18 protein-coding genes are annotated in these 20,205 nt (G+C 73.8%); 12 read left to right on the plus strand and 6 right to left on the minus strand.

Features of this window, described 5'->3' with window-relative positions; all coding sequences use genetic code 11:
• Window positions 1–60: 60 nt before the first annotated feature.
• A complete protein-coding gene (locus tag ACZ434_RS11415) occupies window positions 61–1,287 on the minus strand; it encodes an MFS transporter (RefSeq protein WP_468454246.1) in 1,227 nt (408 codons plus the stop codon).
• Between the two features lie 349 nt (window positions 1,288–1,636).
• Here ACZ434_RS11415 and ACZ434_RS11420 point away from each other — a divergent pair, with 349 nt between their 5' ends.
• The gene (locus tag ACZ434_RS11420) at window positions 1,637–3,181 is read left to right on the plus strand and encodes a carboxylesterase/lipase family protein (RefSeq protein ID WP_468454248.1); all 1,545 of its coding nucleotides are present in this window, start codon (window positions 1,637–1,639) and stop codon (window positions 3,179–3,181) included.
• Here ACZ434_RS11420 and ACZ434_RS11425 read toward each other — a convergent pair.
• Window positions 3,138–3,731: a DinB family protein gene (locus tag ACZ434_RS11425; RefSeq protein WP_468454250.1), complete on the minus strand. Its 594-nt coding sequence runs from the start codon at window positions 3,729–3,731 to the stop codon at window positions 3,138–3,140. The two genes, ACZ434_RS11420 and ACZ434_RS11425, sit on opposite strands and share 44 nt — an antisense overlap.
• A 291-nt stretch (window positions 3,732–4,022) precedes the next feature.
• On the opposite strand from ACZ434_RS11425, the gene ACZ434_RS11430 reads away from it, so the two are divergent.
• The gene (locus ACZ434_RS11430; protein WP_468454252.1) at window positions 4,023–4,952 is read left to right on the plus strand and encodes a hypothetical protein; all 930 of its coding nucleotides are present in this window, start codon (window positions 4,023–4,025) and stop codon (window positions 4,950–4,952) included.
• Window positions 4,953–4,980: 28 nt separating this feature from the next.
• Here ACZ434_RS11430 and mmuM read toward each other — a convergent pair whose 3' ends face one another.
• Entirely contained in the window at window positions 4,981–5,892 is a 912-nt protein-coding gene (gene mmuM / locus ACZ434_RS11435) for a homocysteine S-methyltransferase (RefSeq protein ID WP_468454254.1), read from the minus strand.
• Between the two features lie 122 nt (window positions 5,893–6,014).
• Between mmuM and ACZ434_RS11440 the strand changes: the two genes are divergently transcribed.
• The 3 genes from ACZ434_RS11440 to ACZ434_RS11450 all read left to right on the plus strand — a co-directional run bounded on the left by ACZ434_RS11440 (window position 6,015) and on the right by ACZ434_RS11450 (window position 9,168).
• Window positions 6,015–6,842, plus strand: a complete 828-nt coding sequence (locus ACZ434_RS11440) for a class II glutamine amidotransferase (protein WP_468454256.1) — start codon at window positions 6,015–6,017, stop codon at window positions 6,840–6,842.
• Between the two features lie 74 nt (window positions 6,843–6,916).
• Entirely contained in the window at window positions 6,917–7,765 is an 849-nt protein-coding gene (locus tag ACZ434_RS11445) for an SMP-30/gluconolactonase/LRE family protein (protein WP_468454533.1), read from the plus strand.
• Complete coding sequence (locus ACZ434_RS11450) at window positions 7,762–9,168, plus strand: glucose-6-phosphate dehydrogenase (protein ID WP_468454258.1); 1,407 nt, start codon at window positions 7,762–7,764, stop codon at window positions 9,166–9,168. Before ACZ434_RS11445 ends, ACZ434_RS11450 begins: the two co-directional genes overlap by 4 nt.
• Window positions 9,169–9,205: 37 nt before the next feature.
• On the opposite strand, the gene ACZ434_RS11455 is transcribed toward ACZ434_RS11450, so the two are convergent.
• Entirely contained in the window at window positions 9,206–9,730 is a 525-nt protein-coding gene (locus ACZ434_RS11455; protein WP_468454260.1) for a gluconokinase, read from the minus strand.
• Window positions 9,731–9,982: 252 nt separating this feature from the next.
• On the opposite strand from ACZ434_RS11455, the gene ACZ434_RS11460 reads away from it, so the two are divergent.
• Window positions 9,983–10,447: a hypothetical protein gene (locus ACZ434_RS11460; RefSeq protein WP_468454262.1), complete on the plus strand. Its 465-nt coding sequence runs from the start codon at window positions 9,983–9,985 to the stop codon at window positions 10,445–10,447.
• The gene (locus tag ACZ434_RS11465; RefSeq protein WP_468454264.1) at window positions 10,444–11,199 is read left to right on the plus strand and encodes an isocitrate lyase/PEP mutase family protein; all 756 of its coding nucleotides are present in this window, start codon (window positions 10,444–10,446) and stop codon (window positions 11,197–11,199) included. The genes ACZ434_RS11460 and ACZ434_RS11465 overlap by 4 nt, the downstream gene beginning before the upstream one ends.
• Before the next feature lie 50 nt (window positions 11,200–11,249).
• On the opposite strand, the gene ACZ434_RS11470 is transcribed toward ACZ434_RS11465, so the two are convergent.
• The gene (locus tag ACZ434_RS11470) at window positions 11,250–12,503 is read right to left on the minus strand and encodes a D-arabinono-1,4-lactone oxidase (RefSeq protein ID WP_468454266.1); all 1,254 of its coding nucleotides are present in this window, start codon (window positions 12,501–12,503) and stop codon (window positions 11,250–11,252) included.
• A gap of 156 nt (window positions 12,504–12,659) precedes the next feature.
• Here ACZ434_RS11470 and ACZ434_RS11475 point away from each other — a divergent pair, with 156 nt between their 5' ends.
• From ACZ434_RS11475 to ACZ434_RS11495, 5 genes are all read left to right on the plus strand, one after another.
• Window positions 12,660–13,982 carry a radical SAM protein gene (locus ACZ434_RS11475; RefSeq protein WP_468454268.1) on the plus strand — a complete coding sequence of 441 codons (1,323 nt, stop codon included), beginning with the start codon at window positions 12,660–12,662 and terminating at the stop codon, window positions 13,980–13,982.
• 248 nt (window positions 13,983–14,230) lie between these two features.
• The gene (locus tag ACZ434_RS11480; RefSeq protein ID WP_468454270.1) at window positions 14,231–15,703 is read left to right on the plus strand and encodes a cellulose-binding domain-containing protein; all 1,473 of its coding nucleotides are present in this window, start codon (window positions 14,231–14,233) and stop codon (window positions 15,701–15,703) included.
• Window positions 15,704–15,974: 271 nt separating this feature from the next.
• On the plus strand, window positions 15,975–17,069 hold the full coding sequence (gene rsgA, locus ACZ434_RS11485; protein WP_468454272.1) for a ribosome small subunit-dependent GTPase A: 1,095 nt from the start codon (window positions 15,975–15,977) through the stop codon (window positions 17,067–17,069).
• A 60-nt stretch (window positions 17,070–17,129) separates the two neighbouring features.
• Entirely contained in the window at window positions 17,130–18,524 is a 1,395-nt protein-coding gene (locus ACZ434_RS11490) for an AlkA N-terminal domain-containing protein (protein ID WP_468454274.1), read from the plus strand.
• 2 nt (window positions 18,525–18,526) lie between these two features.
• The gene (locus ACZ434_RS11495; protein WP_468454276.1) at window positions 18,527–19,021 is read left to right on the plus strand and encodes a methylated-DNA--[protein]-cysteine S-methyltransferase; all 495 of its coding nucleotides are present in this window, start codon (window positions 18,527–18,529) and stop codon (window positions 19,019–19,021) included.
• Between the two features lie 19 nt (window positions 19,022–19,040).
• On the opposite strand, the gene ACZ434_RS11500 is transcribed toward ACZ434_RS11495, so the two are convergent.
• Window positions 19,041–19,523, minus strand: a complete 483-nt coding sequence (locus ACZ434_RS11500; RefSeq protein WP_468454278.1) for a DUF456 domain-containing protein — start codon at window positions 19,521–19,523, stop codon at window positions 19,041–19,043.
• Between the last annotated feature and the right edge of the window lie 682 nt (window positions 19,524–20,205).

The raw sequence follows: 20,205 nt of genomic DNA on the forward strand, positions 1-20,205 counted from the left end.
GCCCCGGCCGTCTTGAAGGAATCGGACACCCGGGAGCCCCGGCCGGGGTGGGGGAGCGGGTCAGTCCGGGCGGTGGGCCGCGGTGACCCGGCCGGTCTCCGCCGGGGTCCCGCTGCCGGACGAAGTGATCACCTCGGAGCGGCGGTCGTCGCGGTTCATCACGCCACCCATGAGGGCGAGGCCGAGTCCGGCCACGGCGAGGACGGCGCCGACCAGCGCGGGGGAGGTCCAGCCCCAGCCGGCGGAGAGGGCGAGCCCGCCGAGCCAGGCACCGCCGGCGTTGGCCAGGTTGAAGGCGGAGTGGTTGGAGGCCGCCGCCATCGTCGGGGCGTCCTTCGCCTTGGCCATGAGCAGCATCTGCACGGGCGTGGTGATGAGGGAGCCCAGCGCGCCGATGAAGGTGATCGTGACCAGGGCGGGCCAGGTGCTGTGGACGGTGAAGGAGAACGTCACCAGTGCCGCGGCCAGCAGGGCGAGGCCCGCGTACAGCGTCGGGCGCAGGGCGCGGTCCGTGAGCGGGCCGGCGATCAGGGTGCCGAGCGTCATGCCGACGCCGTAGAGCGCGAGCACGAGGGTGGTCGAGGACTCGGAGATGCCCGTGACGTTCGTCAGGATGGGCACCAGGTAGCTGTAGACGGCGAAGAAGCCGCCGAAGCCCACCACGGCGACGGCCAGGCCGATCGCGACCTGCCGGTTGCCCATCGCCCGCAGCTCGTGCCGGATGCCCGCCTGCCCGCCGCGGGGCTGGTGGGGGACGAAGAGGGCCAGCGCGGCGAGGGCGGCGAGACCGATGACGGCGATCGCGAGGAACGCGGACCGCCAGCCCAGCTGCTGGCCCAGGGCCGTGCCGGCCGGGACGCCGACGATGTTGGCGACGGTGAGCCCGAGGAACATGCGCGACACGGCTCGCGCGGCCCGGTCGGGCGCGACCAGCCGGGAGGCCACCACGGCACCCACACCGAACAGCGCCCCGTGCGGCAGCCCGGTCAGGAAACGCGCGCCGAACAGCGTGCCGTAGGTGGGCGCGAGCGCGGACGCGATGTTGCCGACCACGAACAGCCCGGTCAGGAGCAGCAGCAGCCGCTTGTGGGGCACGCGTGCGCCGATGCCCGTCAGCACCGGCGCGCCGACGACGACACCGAGCGCGTAGGCGGAGACGAGGTTGCCGGCGTCCGGCACGGAGACGCCCACCCCGTCGGCTATCTGGGGCAGCAGCCCCATGGTGGCGAACTCGGTCGTGCCGAGGCCGAACGCGACGACGGCCAGGGCGAGCAGAGCCAGGGGCATGGTGCGGGGGAACCTTTCGAGAACGGCGGGCCGGATCGTGCGGCCCATGGGCAGAGCACGCCCACGACGAGTGGAGCAAGAACGACGGGCCGCGCATTCCAAGATCGGGCGGTAGGCGACCGTGATCCGCGTCACGCCGTACGGGGTGGGGTGCCGCCCGTACCCGGCGGGGGCGCCGCCCAGTGTCTACCCGGCGGGGGTGCCGTCCCGTGCCTACCCGGCCGGGGTATCACCCTCTTCCCCCGAGGGAAGAACCCTCGCACGACAGGAATACAGGTGAGCGTCATGATGCTCTTGTGATACCGGTGCGGGAGCAGCGGGTACGCCGCGCTGAAGGGCGGGTGGTCATATGACGGCGGACCGGGAGAACCCCGTGATCAGAACGCCGTACGGTGCCGTACGCGGCCGCTGGGAGCGGGACGCCGCCGTGTTCCGGGGCATACCGTACGCGGCACCCCCTTTCGGCCCCCGCCGCTTCCGCCCGCCCGTCCCGCCGGAGCCCTGGACCGGCGTACGCGACGCCGGCGCCTTCGGTCCGACGGCCCCGAAACCCCCGTACTCCGAGGCCTTCGCCCAGTACCTCTCCGACCCGGTGATCGAGGGCGACGACTGCCTCAATCTGAACGTGTGGACGCCCGACCCGTCCCCCGACGCCCGGCTCCCCGTCCTGGTCTGGCTCCACGGCGGCGCCCTGACCAGGGGTTCCTCCGCCGTGCCCGTCTACGACGGCCGCACCTTCGCCCGCGACGGCGTGGTGTTCGTGTCGCTCAACTACCGCCTCGGCGTCGAGGGCTACGGCCTCTTCCCCGACGCCCCCGCCAACCCCGGCCTGCGCGACCAGCTCGCCGCCCTCCACTGGGTCCACGCCTCCATAGCCGCCTTCGGCGGCGACCCGGGCCGCGTCACCCTCGGCGGACAGTCCGCCGGAGCCATCAGCGCGGGCGCCCTCCTCGCCGCCCCGCAGGCACGCGGCCTGGTCCGCCGGGCCGTCCTGCAGAGCGGCCCGCCCGAGGTGACGGACCGCGACAAGGTACGCCGCATGGTCCGCCGTATGGCGAACCGTCTGAAGATCCCCGCCACCGCCGAGGCCTTCGCCGCCGCCGACCGGGAGCAGCTGCTCCGCGTGCAGGCCGACGTCGGCCGCCTCAGCAGCCCCGTACTGGGCGGCCCCGCGTTCGGCATCGTCGTCGACGGCGACCTCGTCCCGCGCGACCCGCTGGACGCCCTGACCGGCGGCGCGGCCCCCGGCGTCGACCTCCTGACCGGCTGGACCCGCGACGAGTACCGCCTCTGGCTGGTCCCCGGCGGCCTCCTGGAACGCGTCGACCGCCTCGGCGCGGTCGCCCTGGCCGGCGCGATGGCCCGCTGCCACTGCGGCAGCGAGGTCCCGCGCGGCTACCGCACCCTGCACCCTGACGCCGGCACCGCCGAAACGGTCGGCCAGATGGTCACCGACCACCTGCTGCGCGCCCCGCTGCACCGCCTCGCCGACGGCCGCGACACCCCTTCGTACGTCTACGAGTTCGCCTGGCCCTCCCGCCGCCCCGGCCTGGGCGCCTGCCACGCCCTCGAACTGGGCTTCGTCTTCGACAGCGGCGACGAACCCGACGCCCGCAAACTCGCGGGCGAGGGCGCGCCGCGGGAACTGTCCGACGCGATGCACGGCGCCTGGGTACGGTTCGTGACCGACGGCACCCCCGGCTGGGAACGCTGGACCGAGCGGCACCCCGTACGCGTCTTCGGCGACGGCGACCCCCACACCCTCCACGGCCCCCGCGACCGCGAACTGGCCCTGTGGGCCGCCCCGCAGGCCCCCGACGCGCCCCCGACGCCCCCCGAACTCCGCTCGGTCATACGCCGCCTGCGCCGCACGGGCGCCCTCCGCCGCAACTGACCCGCCCGTCGACGCACTCCCGCAGCAGGTCCGCGTGCCCGCAGTGACGCGCGTACTCCTCGATCCGGTGCACCAACAGCTCCCGCACCGCGATCCCTTCCTTCCCCAGCCGCGCCCCCAGGTCCGCGTGTCCGTCCAACGCGGCGTCGGTCGCCGCCTGTTCACGCTCCAGGTCCGCGTACGCTGCCTCGACCACCACCGGATCGCCGACGGCCCCGTCGAAGTCCCCGTCCCGCCTCCCGTACAGCTTCGGCAGCGGCTCCCCGTCACTGATCCAGTTGCGCCAGTCCCGCTCCGCCTCGGCGAGGTGACGCACCAGCCCGAGCAGCGACATCGTCGACGGCGGCACCGACCTGCGCGCCAACTGCTCCGCGTCCAGCCCCTCGCACTTCATCCGCAGGGTCAGCCGGTAGTTCGTCAACACATCGACCAGCGTGGCGAGTTCCCCGTCCGGCGCGGGTCCGTCGTTGTTCCGGGGGTCGGCGTCGGGGTCGGCCCACATGTCGGGGTGAACGGTCGCCTGGGTCCATCGCGCGGGTGCGTCGGTCATGGTCCCATGCTCGACGCCACGGCCCCGACTGCGCCATCGCTTTTCGTCACGGCGGAGGTTGGCGCGCTAGTAACGTGATCGCTGAGCGCGACGGACGGTGACGTCCGGACGCGGGCGAGGCCCATCCATGTCGACATTGAGGTAAGTGTGCGTATACGTCGGGGAATTGTCGGTATCGCGGGAGCCGGGGCGCTCCTCATGGCTGTCGCCGGGTGCGGCTCGGACGGCACGACAGCAGAGCCCGAGGCCGGTCGGGGAGCGTCGCAGAAGGAGTCGGCGAAGCCAGAACCGGTGACCCTCCGGACCGATGCCCAGGACGTCGGCTTCACCGACGACGAGGACAAGACGCATCAGCTCCGGGTCACCCCGAAGAGCCTCGTCCGTGGGTCGGAGTCCGATCTTTCCCGAGTCCGCCTCGACGACGAGCTGAAGGACGCGCGGCCCTACTACCTCACGGTCTCCGTCACCAACGCGGGCAAGACGGATCTGACCTCTCCCGACCTGATGGGCAACCTCTCGGTGGCCGGCACGGACGGCTGGCCCGGCAAGCGTCTGACGATCTTCGGCGGCGGTGGCTCGGCACTGCCGGACCACTGCCCGACGGGGAACCCGGAGGCACTCGCCGCCGGCGAAACGCTGGAGGTCTGTACGCCGGTCATGCTGGCGAAGGGCCTGGAGCCCGCGGCCGTCGCCTACCAGGACGACTCGGGCACGGCCGTCTGGGAGGCGGGCGACGGGAAGGGCCGCTCCGAAGGCATCCTGGAGCTGGGCCAGCCGGCCGAGGCCGAGGTCGAGGACACCGACGACACCAAGCTGCCGGTCGAGGCGGTCGCGAAGAGCGTGACCAAGGGCAGCCTCGACCACCTGAGCCGCTTCGATCTCAAGAACGGCGACAGGAAGCTCGTCCCGTACTACGTCGAGATCGAGTACACCAACAAGGGCAAGCAGAAGCTCTTCCCGGGCATGCAGGACGATGTGATCCTGCAGACCGTCGCCGGGGAGCGGGTCCGCAAGCTGATCCTGCTCGACATCGGCGGCCCCGGGGTCGAGCAGTGCCCGAGCCAGGTGCCGGACGGGATGGTCAAGCCGGGCGCCAAGGTCACCCAGTGCTCGATCCACATGGTGCCCGAGGGCGACAGCCCGGCCGCCGTTTTCTGGATGACCGCCGGGGCGGACGCGGGGCACATCGCCTGGCGTGCCTCCGGCGCCGACAAGAGCTGACGCGGGAAGGCCGTGTGGTGCGAGTTCGCTACTCGGCCCGCAGCACCGACGCCACCGATGTGATCGTCTCCGGTCCCACCCTGCAGCACCCTCCGATCAGCCGGGCCCCCGACGCACGCCATCCCGTGACGCGGGAGGCGGTGAACGTCGGACGGCCGGTCCAGGAGCGGGTACGCGCGTCCCACCCCTCCCCGCTGTTGGGGTAGACGACGACCGGTTTGCCCGTGACCGAAGCAGCGAGCGCGACCGCGTGGTCCGCGTCGTCCGGGGTGCAGCAGTTCACGCCGACCGCGATCACCTCGTCCGCCCGCGCGGCCAGTGCGAAGGCGTCCTCCAGCCGCCGGCCCGCGCGGGTGCGGTCGCCGGACGCCGCGTACGACAGCCAGGCCGGTACACCGAGGCCGCGCAGGGCACGGAGCAGCGCCCCGGCCTCGTCCGTGTCGGGGATCGTCTCCAGGGCCAGGACGTCGGGCTGCGCGGCGGCCAGGACTTCCAGGCGGGGGCGGTGGAAGCGCTCCAGCTCCGTGACGGAGAGGCCGTAGCGGCCCCGGTACTCGGAGCCGTCCGCGAGCATCGCCCCGTACGGGCCGACCGAGGCCGCCACCCAGAGGGGACGGGGCACCCGGGCGCGCCGGGCGGCCGTACGGGCGCACTCCACGCTCAGCGCCAGCAGCCGGGCCGCTTCGTCCCGGCCGATGCCGCGCCGCGCGAAGCCCTCGAACGTCGCCTGGTAGCTCGCCGTGATCGCCACGTCCGCGCCCGCCTCGAAGTAGGCGAGATGGGCGGCCGTCACCGCGTCCGGGTCCTCGGCGAGCAGCCGTGCCGACCACAGCTCGTCGCCGAGGTCGTGCCCGGCCGCCGCGAGCTGGTTGGACAGGCCTCCGTCGAGGACGACCGTGCCGTCCGCCAGCGCGTCGGCGAGGGAGGGCGTGGTGCGCATGGCACCGACGGTAGTCGGCGTAGCGGCACCGGTGTGCCCGGGCCCCGGTACTGGGTACCCGGCGGTGGCAGGCAGTGGGACCCCGTCCGAGTCGCGGTCGCGGGGTCGGGAAGGTGGTGGAGATGTGCCGTTGGCTCGCTTATTCGGGTACGCCGATCCTGCTCGACAGCATCATGTACCGGCCCGCCCACTCACTGATCGACCAGAGCCTGCACGCCAAGATGGGGGTCGAGACCACCAACGGTGACGGGTTCGGCGTGGGCTGGTACGGGGCGGACACCGACAGTCCCGCGATCGTCCGGGACATCGGGCCGGCCTGGAGCGACCGCAACCTGCGGGAGATCGCCCGGCACGTCGTCTCACCGCTGTTCTTCGCCCACATCCGCGCCTCCACCGGTACGGCGGTGCAGCAGACCAACTGCCATCCGTTCCGCCACGGCCCCTGGATGTGGATGCACAACGGCGCGATCGAGCACTTCCACCTCATGCGGCGCGATCTCGCGCTGGCCGTCGATCCGGGCCTGTTCGCCGACATCGAGGGGTCCACGGACTCGGAGATGATGTTCCACCTGGCGCTCACCTTCGGTCTGGAGGAGGACCCGCCGGGCGCCGTCGCCAGGATGGCCGGCCTCGTCGAACGCACCGGACGGGCGCACGGCGTGGAGTACCCCCTGCAGATGACGGTCGCGGTGACCAACGGCGAGCGGCTGTGGGCGTTCCGCTACTCCACCCGGAAGGAGTCCCGCTCGCTGTTCTACAGCACCCGCGTGGACACCCTGCGCGGCCTCCACCCCGACCTGGCCTTCCTGCGCGGGGTCTCCGACGACACCCGCCTCATCGTCTCCGAGCCCCTGGGCGACCTCCCCGGCGCGTGGAACGCCGTACCGGAGGGGACGTACGGCGTCGTCCAGCCGGAGGGGGACAGGATGGCCGACTTCGCGCCGGTGTAGGCGGGGGCGGCCGCCCGGCGCGGCACCGGAGCGCTCCGGCGAGCCGTGCCCGTGAAGGAAAGGAGACGGTGACGGTGAAGGCCGAGCAACTCACCGAACCGGTCGCGTACCACGGCGAGGGGCCGGTCTGGTCCGACGCGTGGGGCGGCCTGCGGTGGCTGGACATGCTGGCGGGCGACGTGCTGTCGCTCGCCCCCGACGGAACCGTGCCACGACGGCACATCGACACCGTCGTCGCCGCGGTCCGGCCCCGGCGCGCAGGGGGCGCCGTGATCGGAGTCGAACGCGGCTTCGCCCTCGAGGACACGGACGGGACGGTGACCCTCTTGGATTCCCTGTGGAGCGACGGCCGGGCGCGCATGAACGAAGGGGGCTGTGACCCAGACGGACGGTTCTACTGCGGTTCCATGGCCACCGACGGCCGGGAGGGGGCCGGGTCCCTGTACCGGCTGGACCCGGACGGGTCGGTCACCGCCGTCCTCGACGGGGTGACCATCTCCAACGGCCTGGAGTGGAGCCCCGACGGGAGCCGCGCCTACTACGCCGACACCGGCACGGGCCGCGTCGACGTCTTCGACTACGACCGCGAGGGCGGGCTGGGCGGACGGCGTCCGTTCGCCGCCGTGCCGGACGGTGACGGCGGCCCCGACGGGCTGACGGTCGACGCGGAGGGCGGGGTGTGGGTCGCCCTGTACGGCGGTGGCGCGGTGCACCGGTACACGCCCGACGGCGCCCTCGACGAGGTCGTGGAACTCCCCGTCGGCAAGGTGACGGCCTGCGCCTTCGGCGGGGCCGGACTCGGCCGGCTGTTCATCACCACCTCGCGCGAGGACCTCCCGCCGGACGCCGAACCGCGGGCGGGTGCCCTGTTCACCTGCGTGCCGGGGGTCACGGGCAGGCCCGTACGGGAGTACGCCGGATGAGCGCCGACGGCACCGCCCGGGACGACCAAGGTCGGGCGCAGACCCTGGTCGTCCTCGGCGCGCACGGCGACCTGACGGCACGGCTGCTGCTGCCGGGGCTCGGCGGCCTCGTCGCCTCCTCCTCGCTGAGCGGCCTCCTCCTCGTCGGCAGCGACCGGGGCGAGGGGACCGACGAGGAGTGGCGGACGGTCGTCGCGCGGGCGTTCGCCGCGGGCGACGCGAGCGGGCCGGCCGTCGACGCCGTCGTCCGCGACGCCCGCTACGTCACCGCCGACGCCACCGACGAGGACGGACTGCGCCGCCTGCTGGAGAGCCGCCGCGGCCGTCTCACGCTGTACTTCGCGCTGCCGCCGGCCGTCACCGTCCAGGCCTGCCGGGCGCTGGCCCGGATCGGCGTGCCGGACGGCACCCGGCTGGTCCTGGAGAAGCCCTTCGGCACCGGCGCGGCCGACGCCGCCGCGCTGAACGACCTGCTGCACGGCTTCGTCCCGGAGGACCACGTGCACCGCGTCGACCACTTCCTCGGCATGTCCACGGTGCTCAACATCCTCGGCGTCCGCTTCGCCAACCGGGTGATCGAACCGCTGCTCGGCTCGGAACACGTCGAGGCGGTCGACATCGTGTTCGACGAGACGCTCGGTCTGGAGGGCCGCGCCGGCTTCTACGACGGGACCGGCGCCCTGCGCGACATGCTGCAGAGCCATCTCCTCCAGGTGCTGGCGCTGGTCGCGATGCCCGCGCCGAGCACCCTGGGCCCGCTCGACGTACGGGACGCCAAGGCGCAGGTCCTGCGCGCGACCCACGTCTGGGGACACGACCCCGGGCGGTTCAGCCGGCGCGCCCGCTACACCGCCGGCACGGTCGACGGCCGCTCCCTCCCCTCGTACGCCGACGAGCCGGGCATCGACCCGGCGCGGGAGACGGAGACCCTGGCCGAGATCGTGCTGGCCGTCGACACCTGGCGGTGGGCCGGGGTGCCGTTCCGGGTCCGCTCCGGCAAGGCGATCGGCTCGCCCCGGCAGGAGGTCACCTTCTGGTTCAAGGCACCCCAGCACGTCCCCGACGGACTCGCCGGCGAGGTCCCCGGCAACCGGCTGCGCATCGGCATCGGCCCCCGCCGGCTCCAGCTGGACCTCAACATCAACGGCCCCGGCGACCCGTCCACCATCTCCCCGGTGACCCTCGACACCAGCTTCCAACCGGGAGACCTGCTCGAATACGGCGAGGTGCTGCGGGGCGTCCTGGAGGACGAGAAGCCCCTGTCGGTGCGCGACGACATGTCCGTCGAGTCCTGGCGCATCGTCGAACCCGTCCTGGACGCCTGGCGCGACGGCCGCGTCCCCCTCGACGCGTACCCGGCCGGGAGTCCCGGTCCGGCGGGCTGGGAGGACCGGCCGGCGTGAGCGACCCGCCGCCCCGCCGCGTCCCCGGCCGTCCGCCCTACCCTTCCAGGTCGTGCAGCGCCTCCACGACGCGGCCGGTGATCTCCTCCGGGGTGCCCGACACATCCACCGTGACACCCGCCTCGTCCGGCTCCAGCGGCTGGAGGGCGGCGAGCTGGGAGTCCAGCAACTCCCGGCGCATGAAGTGCCCCTGCCGGCGCGCCAGCCGATCCTCGATCAGCTCGCGGTCGCCCGTGAGGTGCACGAAGACGACCCCGGGAGCCGCCGCCCGCACCCGGTCGCGGTACGCCCTGCGCAGCGCCGAACCGCTGATCACCCCGCCGTGCCCGGTCCGCCCGCGCGCCCAGGTACCGATCCGGTCCAGCCAGGGCCACCGGTCCTCGTCGGTGAGCGGCTCACCGGACGACATCTTCGCCACACTGGCGGGGGTGTGGAAGTCGTCGCCCTCGGCGTACGGAACACCGAGCCGGGCGGCGAGCAGCACACCGATCGTCGTCTTGCCGGTCCCCGTCACGCCCATGACCGCCACGACCCGGGCGCCGCTCGCGCTTCCCTGTGTCATGGCGCGATCCTCTCAGGGAACCGGCCCGACGGCAGTCCGTGAGGGCTCACCGAACCTCCTCACGCCCGACACTGGTGCCCGGGACCAAGTCGGGGTGGGATGAGCCCCTGGGGCGCTCCGACCGGAACCGGGACGCCCCGGGTCCGTGCCTCCCCGTGAGGCACGGACACACATCACGAGGCGCGGACCCACTTCGCGACGCACGGACACACTTCGGCCGGCACCGAAGCGTTCCGCTTCTAGCGTTCGAGCATGACCGACAGCACGCAGACCCGCACCACCCCCGCCGAGGCCGTCACCGGCATGGTCGACCACGTCCTCGCCCTGGCCGCCACCTGGACCCGCTGGAACGGCGAACCCGCCCATGTCGACGACCGCGTGTACACCCCGCACAAGGCGATCCGGCGCGTCGCCGACCATCTCATCGACCACCTGGCGGAGTTGGAGGCCCGCCTCGCCGGCGAGGAGCCGCAGCCCGACCACTGGCACGCCTCCCTGATCACCACCGAGGCCGACCTCGCCCCGTTCACCCCGCACGACCTCGACGAGGCCCGCAGCCGCCTCACCCGGCTCGCCCGCATCTGGGTCTGCCGCTTGGACGCGCTCACCGAGGAGCAGCTCGACCACTCACCCGGTACGGGCTGGAGCTTCCGCGAACTCGCCCACCACGTCCAGGAATCCGTCTACTACGCCGACGCCGTGGGAGACCTGTCGTGACCGCCTTCGCCGACCTGCACCAGGCGGACGAACCCCTGCTGCTGCCCAACGCCTGGGACCACGCCTCCGCGCTCCTCCTGGCCGCCCACGGCTTCCGGGCCGTCGGGACCACCAGCCTCGGTGTCGCGGCGGCGGCCGGACTGCCCGACGGCGCCGCCGCCACCCGCGATCTGACGCTGCGGCTCGCCCGCACCCTCGGGCCGCGGCCGTTCCTGCTCTCGGTGGACGCGGAGGACGGGTTCGGCGACGACCCCGACGAGGTGGCCGGGTTCGCCCGGGAGTTGCACGCCCTGGGCGCCGCCGGCATCAACCTGGAGGACCGGCTGGGCCCCGCCGACCGGCACGCCGCGAAGATCGCCGCCGTCCGCGCGGCGGCACCCGGCCTCTTCGTCAACGCCCGTACGGACACGTACTGGCTGGGCGACGGCGCGGACACCGCGCGCCGTCTCGACGCCTATGTGCGGGCGGGCGCGCACGGGGTGTTCGTGCCCGGCCTCACCGAGCCACGCGCCATCGCCGCCCTGGTACGAGGCCTGGACGGCATCCCGCTCAACGTCCTGTACACACCCGCCGGGCCCCCCGTCGCCCACCTCACCGACCTCGGCGTCCGCCGTATCAGCCTCGGCTCGCTGCTCTACCGCCGGGCGCTGGGCGCGGCGTTGGAGACGGCGGCCGGCATCCGCGCGGGCGGCCGGACGCCCGAGGACGGCATTCCCTCGTACGCGCGGGTGCAGGCACTGAGCGCCGAGTGACCCTCCCGGGCCGCTCAGTCCCGCGGCCCCGGGAACACGTCCCCCGCGGATCAGTCCCCGAGCACCTCCCGCACGAAGGCGTTGCTGAACGTGCCCCGCGGGTCCAGGTCGCGCACGAGCGCCCGGAAGTCGTGCAGGCGCGGGTAGCGGGCGTGCAGCTCGGCCGCCGGTGTGGTGAACACCTTCCCCCAGTGCGGCCGCGCGCCGAACGGTGCCAGCGCCTCCTCCACCCGCGTCACCACGGGCAGTACCGTCCGCGTGTCCGCGACCCAGGTGAAGTGGACGGCCACCGTGTCCCGGCCGTAGGACGGGCCGATCCACTGGTCGTCGGCGGCGACCGTGCGCACCTCACAGGTTTGCAGCACCGGCGCGACGGTCTCCCGGATGCCGTCCAGGGCGCGCAGCACCCCGACGGCCGCCCCGCGCGGCAGCAGGTACTCCGACTGCAGCTCCGCCCCGCTGCTCGGGGTGAACTCCGCCCGGAAGTGCGGCAGTCGCTCGTGCCAGGGCCCCGGCACCCCGAACTGCTCCGTGCAGTTCACCGCCGGCATCCCCGGCACCGGGTGCATCTTCTCGGTCGCCGGGGCGGCCCACGGGAAGTCCGGCAGCGGCTGGTCGGTGCGCCGCTTCACCCACACCTGCCGGAAGCCCGGCGCCCGCCAGTCGGTGAACAGGCTCACGCTGTACGCCGCCGACATCACCGCCTCGAACGCGGCCTCGTCCAGCCCCTCCAGCGGCAGCTCGGTGAACACGTGCTGCTCCACCTCGAAGGCCGGCTCCAGGTCCAGGGTGAGCGCGGTGACGACCCCGAGCGCGCCCAGCGAGGTGACCGCGCCGCCGAACCGTTCGTCACCGCGCGCCACGGTCACCGTGGAGCCGTCCGCCGTGACCAGTTCCACCGCGCGCACGGACGAGGCGAGCGGGCCGTTGCCGACCCCGGAGCCATGGGTGCCGGTGGCGACCGAGCCGGCCACCGAGATGTGCGGGAGCGACGCCATGTTCGCCAGCGCCAGCCCGTGCCGGTGCACCCGCCGGGCCAGCTCCGCGTAGCGCACCCCGCCCCCGACCCGTACCGTCCGGGCCGCCGTGTCCACGTCGGCCGGCGCGGGCAGCGCGTCCAGGGAGAGCAGGACACCGTCCGCGCCGGCCTCCGCGATCTCGTTGAAGGAGTGCCCGCTGCCCAGGACCCGCGCCCGGGAGCTGCCCGCCACCAGCGCGCGCAGCGCGTCCAGGGTGTGCGGGCGGTGCAGCTCCCCGGCGGCGTACGTGATGTTGCCCGCCCAGTTGGTCACGCTCTCGGCCATGCCTCGTCCTTCCCGGCCCTCGGGGCCGTGAGGGGCCCCGGTCGGAACCTATCCCGGGAGTGACGCACGCCATGTGGGGGGACCCGCCACCCCGGATGTCCCTGCGGGGGCATACCGTGAGGAGTCGTACGTCCGAACCGGGAGGAGAACGCGTCGATGGGCAGCCGTACCGCGCTGGTCGAGGATCTGATGGAGCGGTTCCCGCACGTGCCGCGCGAGGCCGTCTTCAAGGAGGACCTGCTGCGCGGCGGTGTGGCCTTCGACCCGTCCGCGCTCAGCGACAACGAGAGCGGTGAGGTCAAGCCGAAGTCGTACTTCATCTTCTCCTTCGACCACGGCACCCTGCCGGAGCTGGGCGAGGCCGCGCTGCGGCGTCCGCCGGAGGAGATCATCCTCACGGGCGGCCCGTACGACCTGCGCCGCACGGTGGTGTCGGTGCGGGTGAACCCCGCCTCCCCCTACCGGGTCGCCGCCGACGAACACGGCGTGCTCGGCCTCTACCTCGACGGCAAGCGGATCTCCGACGTCGGTGTGCCGCCCATGCCCGAGTACTACCGGCACACCCTGTCCAACGGGAAGTCGGTCATGGAGGTCGCCCCCACCATCCAGTGGGGCTACCTGATCTACCTGACCGTCTTCCGGGTCTGCCAGTACTTCGGCGCCAAGGAGGAGTGCCAGTACTGCGACATCAATCACAACTGGCGCCAGCACAAGGCGGCCGGCCGGCCCTACACCGGCGTGAAGGACGTCGAGGAGGTGCTGGAGGCCCTGGAGATCATCGACCGGTACGACACGGCGAAGGCCTCCACCGCCTACACCCTCACCGGCGGCGCCATCACCAAGACGGTCTCCGGGCGTGACGAGGCCGACTTCTACGGCCACTACGCCAAGGCCATCGAGGAGCGCTTCCCCGGCCGCTGGATCGGCAAGGTCGTCGCCCAGGCGCTGCCCAAGGACGACGTGCAGCGCTTCAAGGACTACGGCGTGCAGATCTACCACCCCAACTACGAGGTGTGGGACGAGTACCTCTTCAAGATCTTCTGCCCGGGCAAGGAGCGCTACGTCGGCCGCGACGAGTGGCACCGGCGCGTCCTGGACTCCGCGGACGTCTTCGGCGCGCGCAACGTGATCCCCAACTTCGTGGCGGGCGTGGAGATGGCCGAGCCCTTCGGCTTCAAGACGGTCGACGAGGCCATCGCCTCCACCACCGAGGGCCTGCGCTTCTTCATGTCGCACGGCATCACGCCCCGCTTCACCACCTGGTGCCCGGAGCCCACGACGCCGCTCGGCAAGGCCAACCCGCAGGGCGCCCCGCTGGAGTACCACATCCGGCTGCTCCAGGCGTACCGGCAGACCATGGAGGACTTCGGCCTCTCCTCGCCCCCCGGCTACGGTCCGCCCGGACCCGGGCAGGCGGTGTTCTCGGTCAGCTCCTTCATGGACAGCCTCCCGGCGAAGGAGCCCGCGGAGACCGTCTGAGACACCACGGGGCCCGCCGCCGGAAGATGCGGCGGCCCACGCAGCGAGACCGGGAAGGCCGGAACCGAGACGTTCCGGCCTTCCTTGCGTATTGTCCACGCGAGGGGTTGCCACGCGGCCACAGAAAGTGAAGGAGCCGCTTGTCAGTTGTGTCGAGAACGTGAAAAGCTCTCGTTCACTTCCGCGAGGTTCCCCCAACTCCACCGCCGGTATGACAAGTTGACCTCGCTCGTGGATGCAGGAGTCTCATGCCCGACCTGCCGAGCCCTCAGGACGCCACCGAGGCGGCACTGTTCTCCGAGTGCTGGGACGCGGTGCTCTCCTACGCCGATCTGTGCACGGCGGGATCCACCGCCGCGGCCGAACTGGCCCGCGAGGCCTTCGCCCAGGGCATAGGGGAACTGCGCGCCGCCGAGTCCGGCACCCTGCGCGGCACCGGCCGCCGTTCCTCCCGGCTGCCCCGGATACCCCTGCTGCTGACCGCCGTTCGCGGCACCGCGGCCGCCTGGGAGGAATCCGGACGGGGACACAAACTCGACCCGGACCTCCGGCTGTGGCTCCACTCCGACCAGGCCGCCCGCTACACCGGCCCGCCGCTGGGACGCCCGGTCGCCGTGCGCGGACTGCGCGATCTCCAGCAGGCCGACGCCGAACTGCTGTGGCTGGCCGAGGCGGAGGCCCTCCCCCTGCCCCTGGTCGCCCGCCGGCTCGGCCTCGACCCCGACACGGCCGCCGACGAACTCGCCCAGGTCAGCCGCCTGTTCCGGGACCGCTGCCACCGCAACCACCTCGACTCCCCGCTGGACGCCGAGTGCCGCAGCTACGCCCGGCTCCTCGACGCCGTCACCCGCTCGCCCGCCGCCGACACCCCCGGCGACCTCTCCCGCCACCTCGCCACCTGCCACCCGTGCGCCGAGGCCGCCGCCTGCCTGCGGCTGCACGGCGGGGGACTGCCCGGCGCACTGGCCGGCGGCGTGATCGGCTGGGGCGGCCTCGCCTATCTGGAACGCCGCCGCCGTGCCGCCGAGGTACGGCTCGGGGCCGGACGCCCGGACCGGCCCGACACCGACGACCCGGCCCCCGCCAACGGCAGGACCCGCGCCACCCGGCACGGGCTGCTGGCCGCCGCCGCCCTCGTCTCCCTCCTCGCGCTCGCGGTCTCCCTCATGCCGTTCGGGGACGGCGCCGCGGAGAGCGCCGCCCGCCCCGACGGCGACCGCCGGCCGGTGGCCGACTCCGGCCCCTCCCTGCCGCCCGCCCCCACCGTCCCGTCCGACGACACCGCCCCCGCATCCCCGGAACCGTCCGCCGAGCGCACACCGCGGCAGAAGGACCCCGACCCCGAACCCCAGGGCACCTCCTCCGCCACCGCCGCCCCCGAGACCACCGCGGCCCGCAGCGGGCCCGCCCCCTGCCGGGCCGACTACGACCTGGTCAACCAGTGGCCCGACGGCTTCCAGGCCAACGTCACCGTGACCGCCCCGCACCCGCTCGACTCCTGGCGCGTCGGTTTCACCTTCGGGGACGGCCAGCGGATCACCCAGATGTGGGACGCCACGGTGAGCCAGGACGGCAGCCGCGTCACCGCCACCGCCGCCGACTACAACAAGACGGTCGCCGCCGGCGGGAAACTCGCCTTCGGCTTCATCGCCTCCGGGCGCGGCACCGACGCCCCGCCGACCGCCTTCACGCTCAACGGCCGCACCTGCGTGACCGCGTGACACGAGGGACCCCCGAAAAAACGGGTTGACGGGCCGGGACGGCCACGGGCTACTCTGACCCCAGACCACACGGCGGCCGAGCGCCGCCGTACCGGACCGTTCGCGAAGTGAGGAGGTGTCGACCGATGACTGTCACTGTGCCGGGCGCTGCCCGCATCCAGGAATCCGTCACGTCCACCTCCGTGGCCACCGGCTGACCTCACCTTCTCCCGTCCGCGTACCCGTGCGTACGCGGACACCGCCGGGGCCACCCACCCGAAGGGTCACCCCCTTGAGTTCCGTCTCCACCTCTTCCTCCGCGCTCACCGCCTACGGCTGGGACGACGCATGGGCGGACGCGTTCGCCCCGTACGACGCGGACGGCCTGCTGCCCGGGCGCGTGCTCCGGGTCGACCGCGGCCAGTGCGACGTCGTCACCGCAGGTGGCGTCCTGCGCGCCGACACCGCCTTCGTCACCCCGCACGACCCCCTGCGCGTCGTGTGCACGGGCGACTGGGTCGCCGTCGAACCCGGCGGGAACCCCCGCTACGTCCGCGCGTACCTGCCCCGCCGTACCGCCTTCGTACGCTCCACCTCCTCCAAGCGGTCCGAGGGGCAGATCCTCGCCGCCAACGTCGACCACGCCGTGGTCGCCGTCTCGCTCGCCGTCGAACTCGACCTGGCCCGGATCGAGCGCTTCCTGGCGCTCGCCTGGGAGTCCGGGGCCCAGCCCGTGGTCGTGCTCACCAAGGCCGACCTCGTGCCGGACGCGGTGACCCGCGCGCACCTCGTCCAGGACGTGGAGACCAGCGCCCCGGGCGTGCCGGTGCTCACCGTCAGCGCGATGGATGGGGACGGGCTCGACGTCCTCGCCGCCATCACCGCCGGCGGTACGTCGGTACTGCTCGGGCAGTCCGGCGCCGGCAAGTCCACCCTGGCCAACGCGCTCCTCGGCGAGGACGTCATGGACGTACAGGCCACCCGGGACGTCGACGGCAAGGGCCGGCACACCACCACCACCCGCAACCTGCTGGTGCTGCCCGGCGGGGGAGTCCTCATCGACACCCCGGGCCTGCGGGGCGTCGGACTGTGGGACGCCGGAACCGGCGTCGGCCAGGTGTTCGCCGAGATCGAGGAGCTGGCCGAGAACTGCCGGTTCCACGACTGCGCCCACGAGAGCGAGCCCGGCTGCGCGGTCCTCGACGCCCTCGACGCCGGTGAACTGCCGCAGCGCCGCCTGGACAGCTACCGCAAGCTGCTCCGGGAGAACCAGTACATCGTCGCCAAGACCGACGCCAGGCTCCGCTCGGAGATCCGCAAGGAGTGGAAGCGCAAGGGCGCCATCGGCAAGGCGGCCATGGAGGCCAAACGCGGCCGTCTGCGGTAGCGCACCGCCGTGTCCGATTTCCGCCAGCCGGGGCGACCCGGGTGGCGGAGACTGGACGGTATGAAGGACGAGGACAGCAGGTACGAGGCGGTGCGCAGCCGGGACGCCCGGTTCGACGGCGCGTTCTTCTTCGCCGTGGAGACGACCGGCATCTACTGCCGGCCCAGCTGCCCCGCCGTCACCCCCAAGCGGCACAACGTCCGCTTCTTCCCGACCGCGGCCGCCGCGCAGGGCTCCGGGTTCCGGGCCTGCCGGCGGTGCCGCCCGGACGCCGTGCCCGGCTCCGCCGAGTGGAACGTACGGGCCGACGTCGTGGGCCGGGCCGTACGGCTGATCGCCGACGGCGTCGTCGACCGCGAGGGCGTCGCCGGACTCGCCGCCCGGCTCGGCTACAGCGCCCGCCAGGTGCAGCGCCAGCTCACCGGTGAGCTCGGCGCCGGACCCGTCGCCCTCGCCCGCGCCCAGCGCGCCCACGCCGCGCGCGTGCTGCTCCAGACCACCGCACTGCCGGTCACCGAGATCGCCTTCGCCTCCGGATTCGCCAGCGTGCGCCAGTTCAACGACACCGTGCGCGCCGTGTACGCCACCACACCCAGCGGCCTGCGTGCCCGCGCGCCCCACCGCGGCCGGGCGCGCCCCGCCACCCCCTCCGCGGGTATCCCCCTGCGGCTCGCCCACCGCGGCCCCTACCGGGCCGGGCCCGTCTTCGACCTGCTGGAGCGCGAGGCCGTCCCGGGCGTCGAGGAGGTGAGCCGCACCCCCGGCACCCCGGCCGGCCGCACCTACCGGCGCACCCTGCGGCTGCCCTACGGCACCGGCATCGCCGCCGTCGGGGAGCGCACGCACACCGGGACCGGCGCCCACCCCGGCGGCTGGCTCGACGCCCGCCTCCACCTCACCGACCCCCGCGACCTGACCACCGCCGTACAGCGGCTGCGGCGGCTGTTCGACCTGGACGCCGACCCGTACGCCGTCGACGAACGCCTCGGCGCCGACGCGCGGCTCGCCCCGCTGGTCGCCGCCCGCCCCGGACTGCGCTCCCCGGGCGCCGCCGACCCCGACGAACTGGCGGTACGCGCGCTGGTGGGCCCCGAGAGGTCCGCCGAGCTGGTCCGGCGCTACGGCAAGCGGCTCGACGCCCCCTGCGGAAGCCTCACCCACCTGTTCCCCGAACCCGGCGTTCTCGCCGGCGCCGAGCCGCACGGCACCCTGGGCGCGCTCACCGCCGCCCTCGCCGACGGCACCGTACGCCTCGGTCCCGGCGCCGACCGCGATCTGGCGCCGGGTGCCCTCGCCGCCGTCCCCGGCCTGGACGACCGTACGATCGCGGCGATCCGCACCCGTGCCCTCGGCGACCCCGACGTGGCCCCGCCCGGCCCGGACGTCCCCGACAGCTGGCGCCCCTGGCGCTCGTACGCCCTGAACCACCTGCGTGCCGCAGGGGAGTTGGAGTGATCATGGAGACCGTGACGTACTGGACGAGCGTGGACAGCCCCGTCGGGCCGCTGCTGCTCACCGCCGCCCCGGGCGGCGAGCTGACCTCGCTCTCCGTGCCCGGGCAGAAGGGCGGGCGCACCGTCGGGGACGACTGGCGGCGCGATCCGGGACCGTTCCGCGAGGCCGAACGGCAGCTCGCCGCGTACTTCGCCGGGGAGCTCAAGGAGTTCCGGCTGCCCCTGAGCGCCGTGGGCACGCCGTTCCGCGAGAAGGTGTGGGCCGCGCTCGACGACGTCCCCTACGGGGCGACCGTCTCCTACGGCGAGATCGCGGCGCGGATCGGCGCGTCCCGGCCCGCGGTACGGGCCGTCGGCGGCGCGATCGGCGCCAACCCGCTGCTCATCGTCCGCCCCTGCCACCGGGTGATCGGCTCGGACGGCTCGCTCACCGGATACGCGGGCGGACTGGAGCGGAAGGTGCGACTGCTGACCCACGAAGGCGTGCTGCGGCCCTGAACGGGGCCGCGGCCGGCCGTCAGCCCCAGAACACCGCGCCCAGCCAGGCCGCCGCGATCAGCTGGCAGGCGAACAGTTCCGCCAGCAGGCTCCAGCCGCCCGAGCGCATCGCCGTACGGGTCGCCGCGACCGCCTCACCGCGGCGGCCCAGGCGGAGCCGCTCGTGAACGTAGATCCCGCCGAGGAAGCCGGGGACGGCGCCGATCACGGGCAGCAGGACGAAACCCGCGAACGAGCCGCAGCCCGCGTACGCCAGCATCCGCGCGTCGGCGCCGCCCGCGCGCAGCCGGCGCGGCGGCAGGGCCCAGCGCACCACCTGGGACAGGAACAGCACGGCCGTCGCCCCCACGCACACCCACCACGCGACGGGCTGGGGGTCCTTCAGCGCCCACCACAGGACCGCGGCCCACACCAGCCACGACCCGGGCACCCCTGGCAGCAGCACTCCGCACAGACCGAGCAGGAGCACCAGTCCGGCCAGCAGGAGGTCCCACGCTCCCATCTGTCCAGGGTGCAGGAGGCGGGGGAGCGGCGCAGAACGGACGGCAGGGCAGCCTCCCGTCGCACAGCCGTCCCGCCCTTCACCCGAGTGGCCGTGCGGGGCGCCGACGGGCGGGGATTTTTCCGGATGCCCCGTTTTCATCCGGCCCGCGCGGGCGACAATTGGGGGCATGAGTCAGCAGGGGGGAAGGCCCACCGGTCCCACCGGTCCTGAGGACGACTGGTGGCGGCAGCTCTACGACGACGACGCCTGCGACGACACGGGCCCCGCACCGGCGCCCGACTCCCTGGACGACCGTTTCGCCTCCGCGTCCGGCGCACTGGACGGCACCCGGCCGCCCACCACGAGAGTCCCCGCCCCCCGCGCCCCCTGGGAACCTCCCCCCACCACACCCCCGGGCCCGGTCACCTTCCCCCCGCCCACCGGCCGCCCCGCAGGGCCAGGGGGTCCGCAGGAGACGGACGGCCAGGGCGAGGGCGCCCCGGACCCGCAGGGTTCGGGCGGGGGTGCCGCGCCGGAGGACGGTCGGGGGGCGCCGCAGGATCCGGGTCGCGGCGCCGCGCCGGGAGTGGGTCGGGGTGCCGCGCCGGGTTCGGGTCGTGGTGCTGCGTCGGATGGCGGTCGGCAGGCGCCGCAGGGTCCGGGGCGGGGCGCGGCGCCGGACGTTGGTCGCGGTGCTTAC

The sequence above is a fragment of the Streptomyces sp. NPDC030893 genome, from assembly GCF_055571535.1.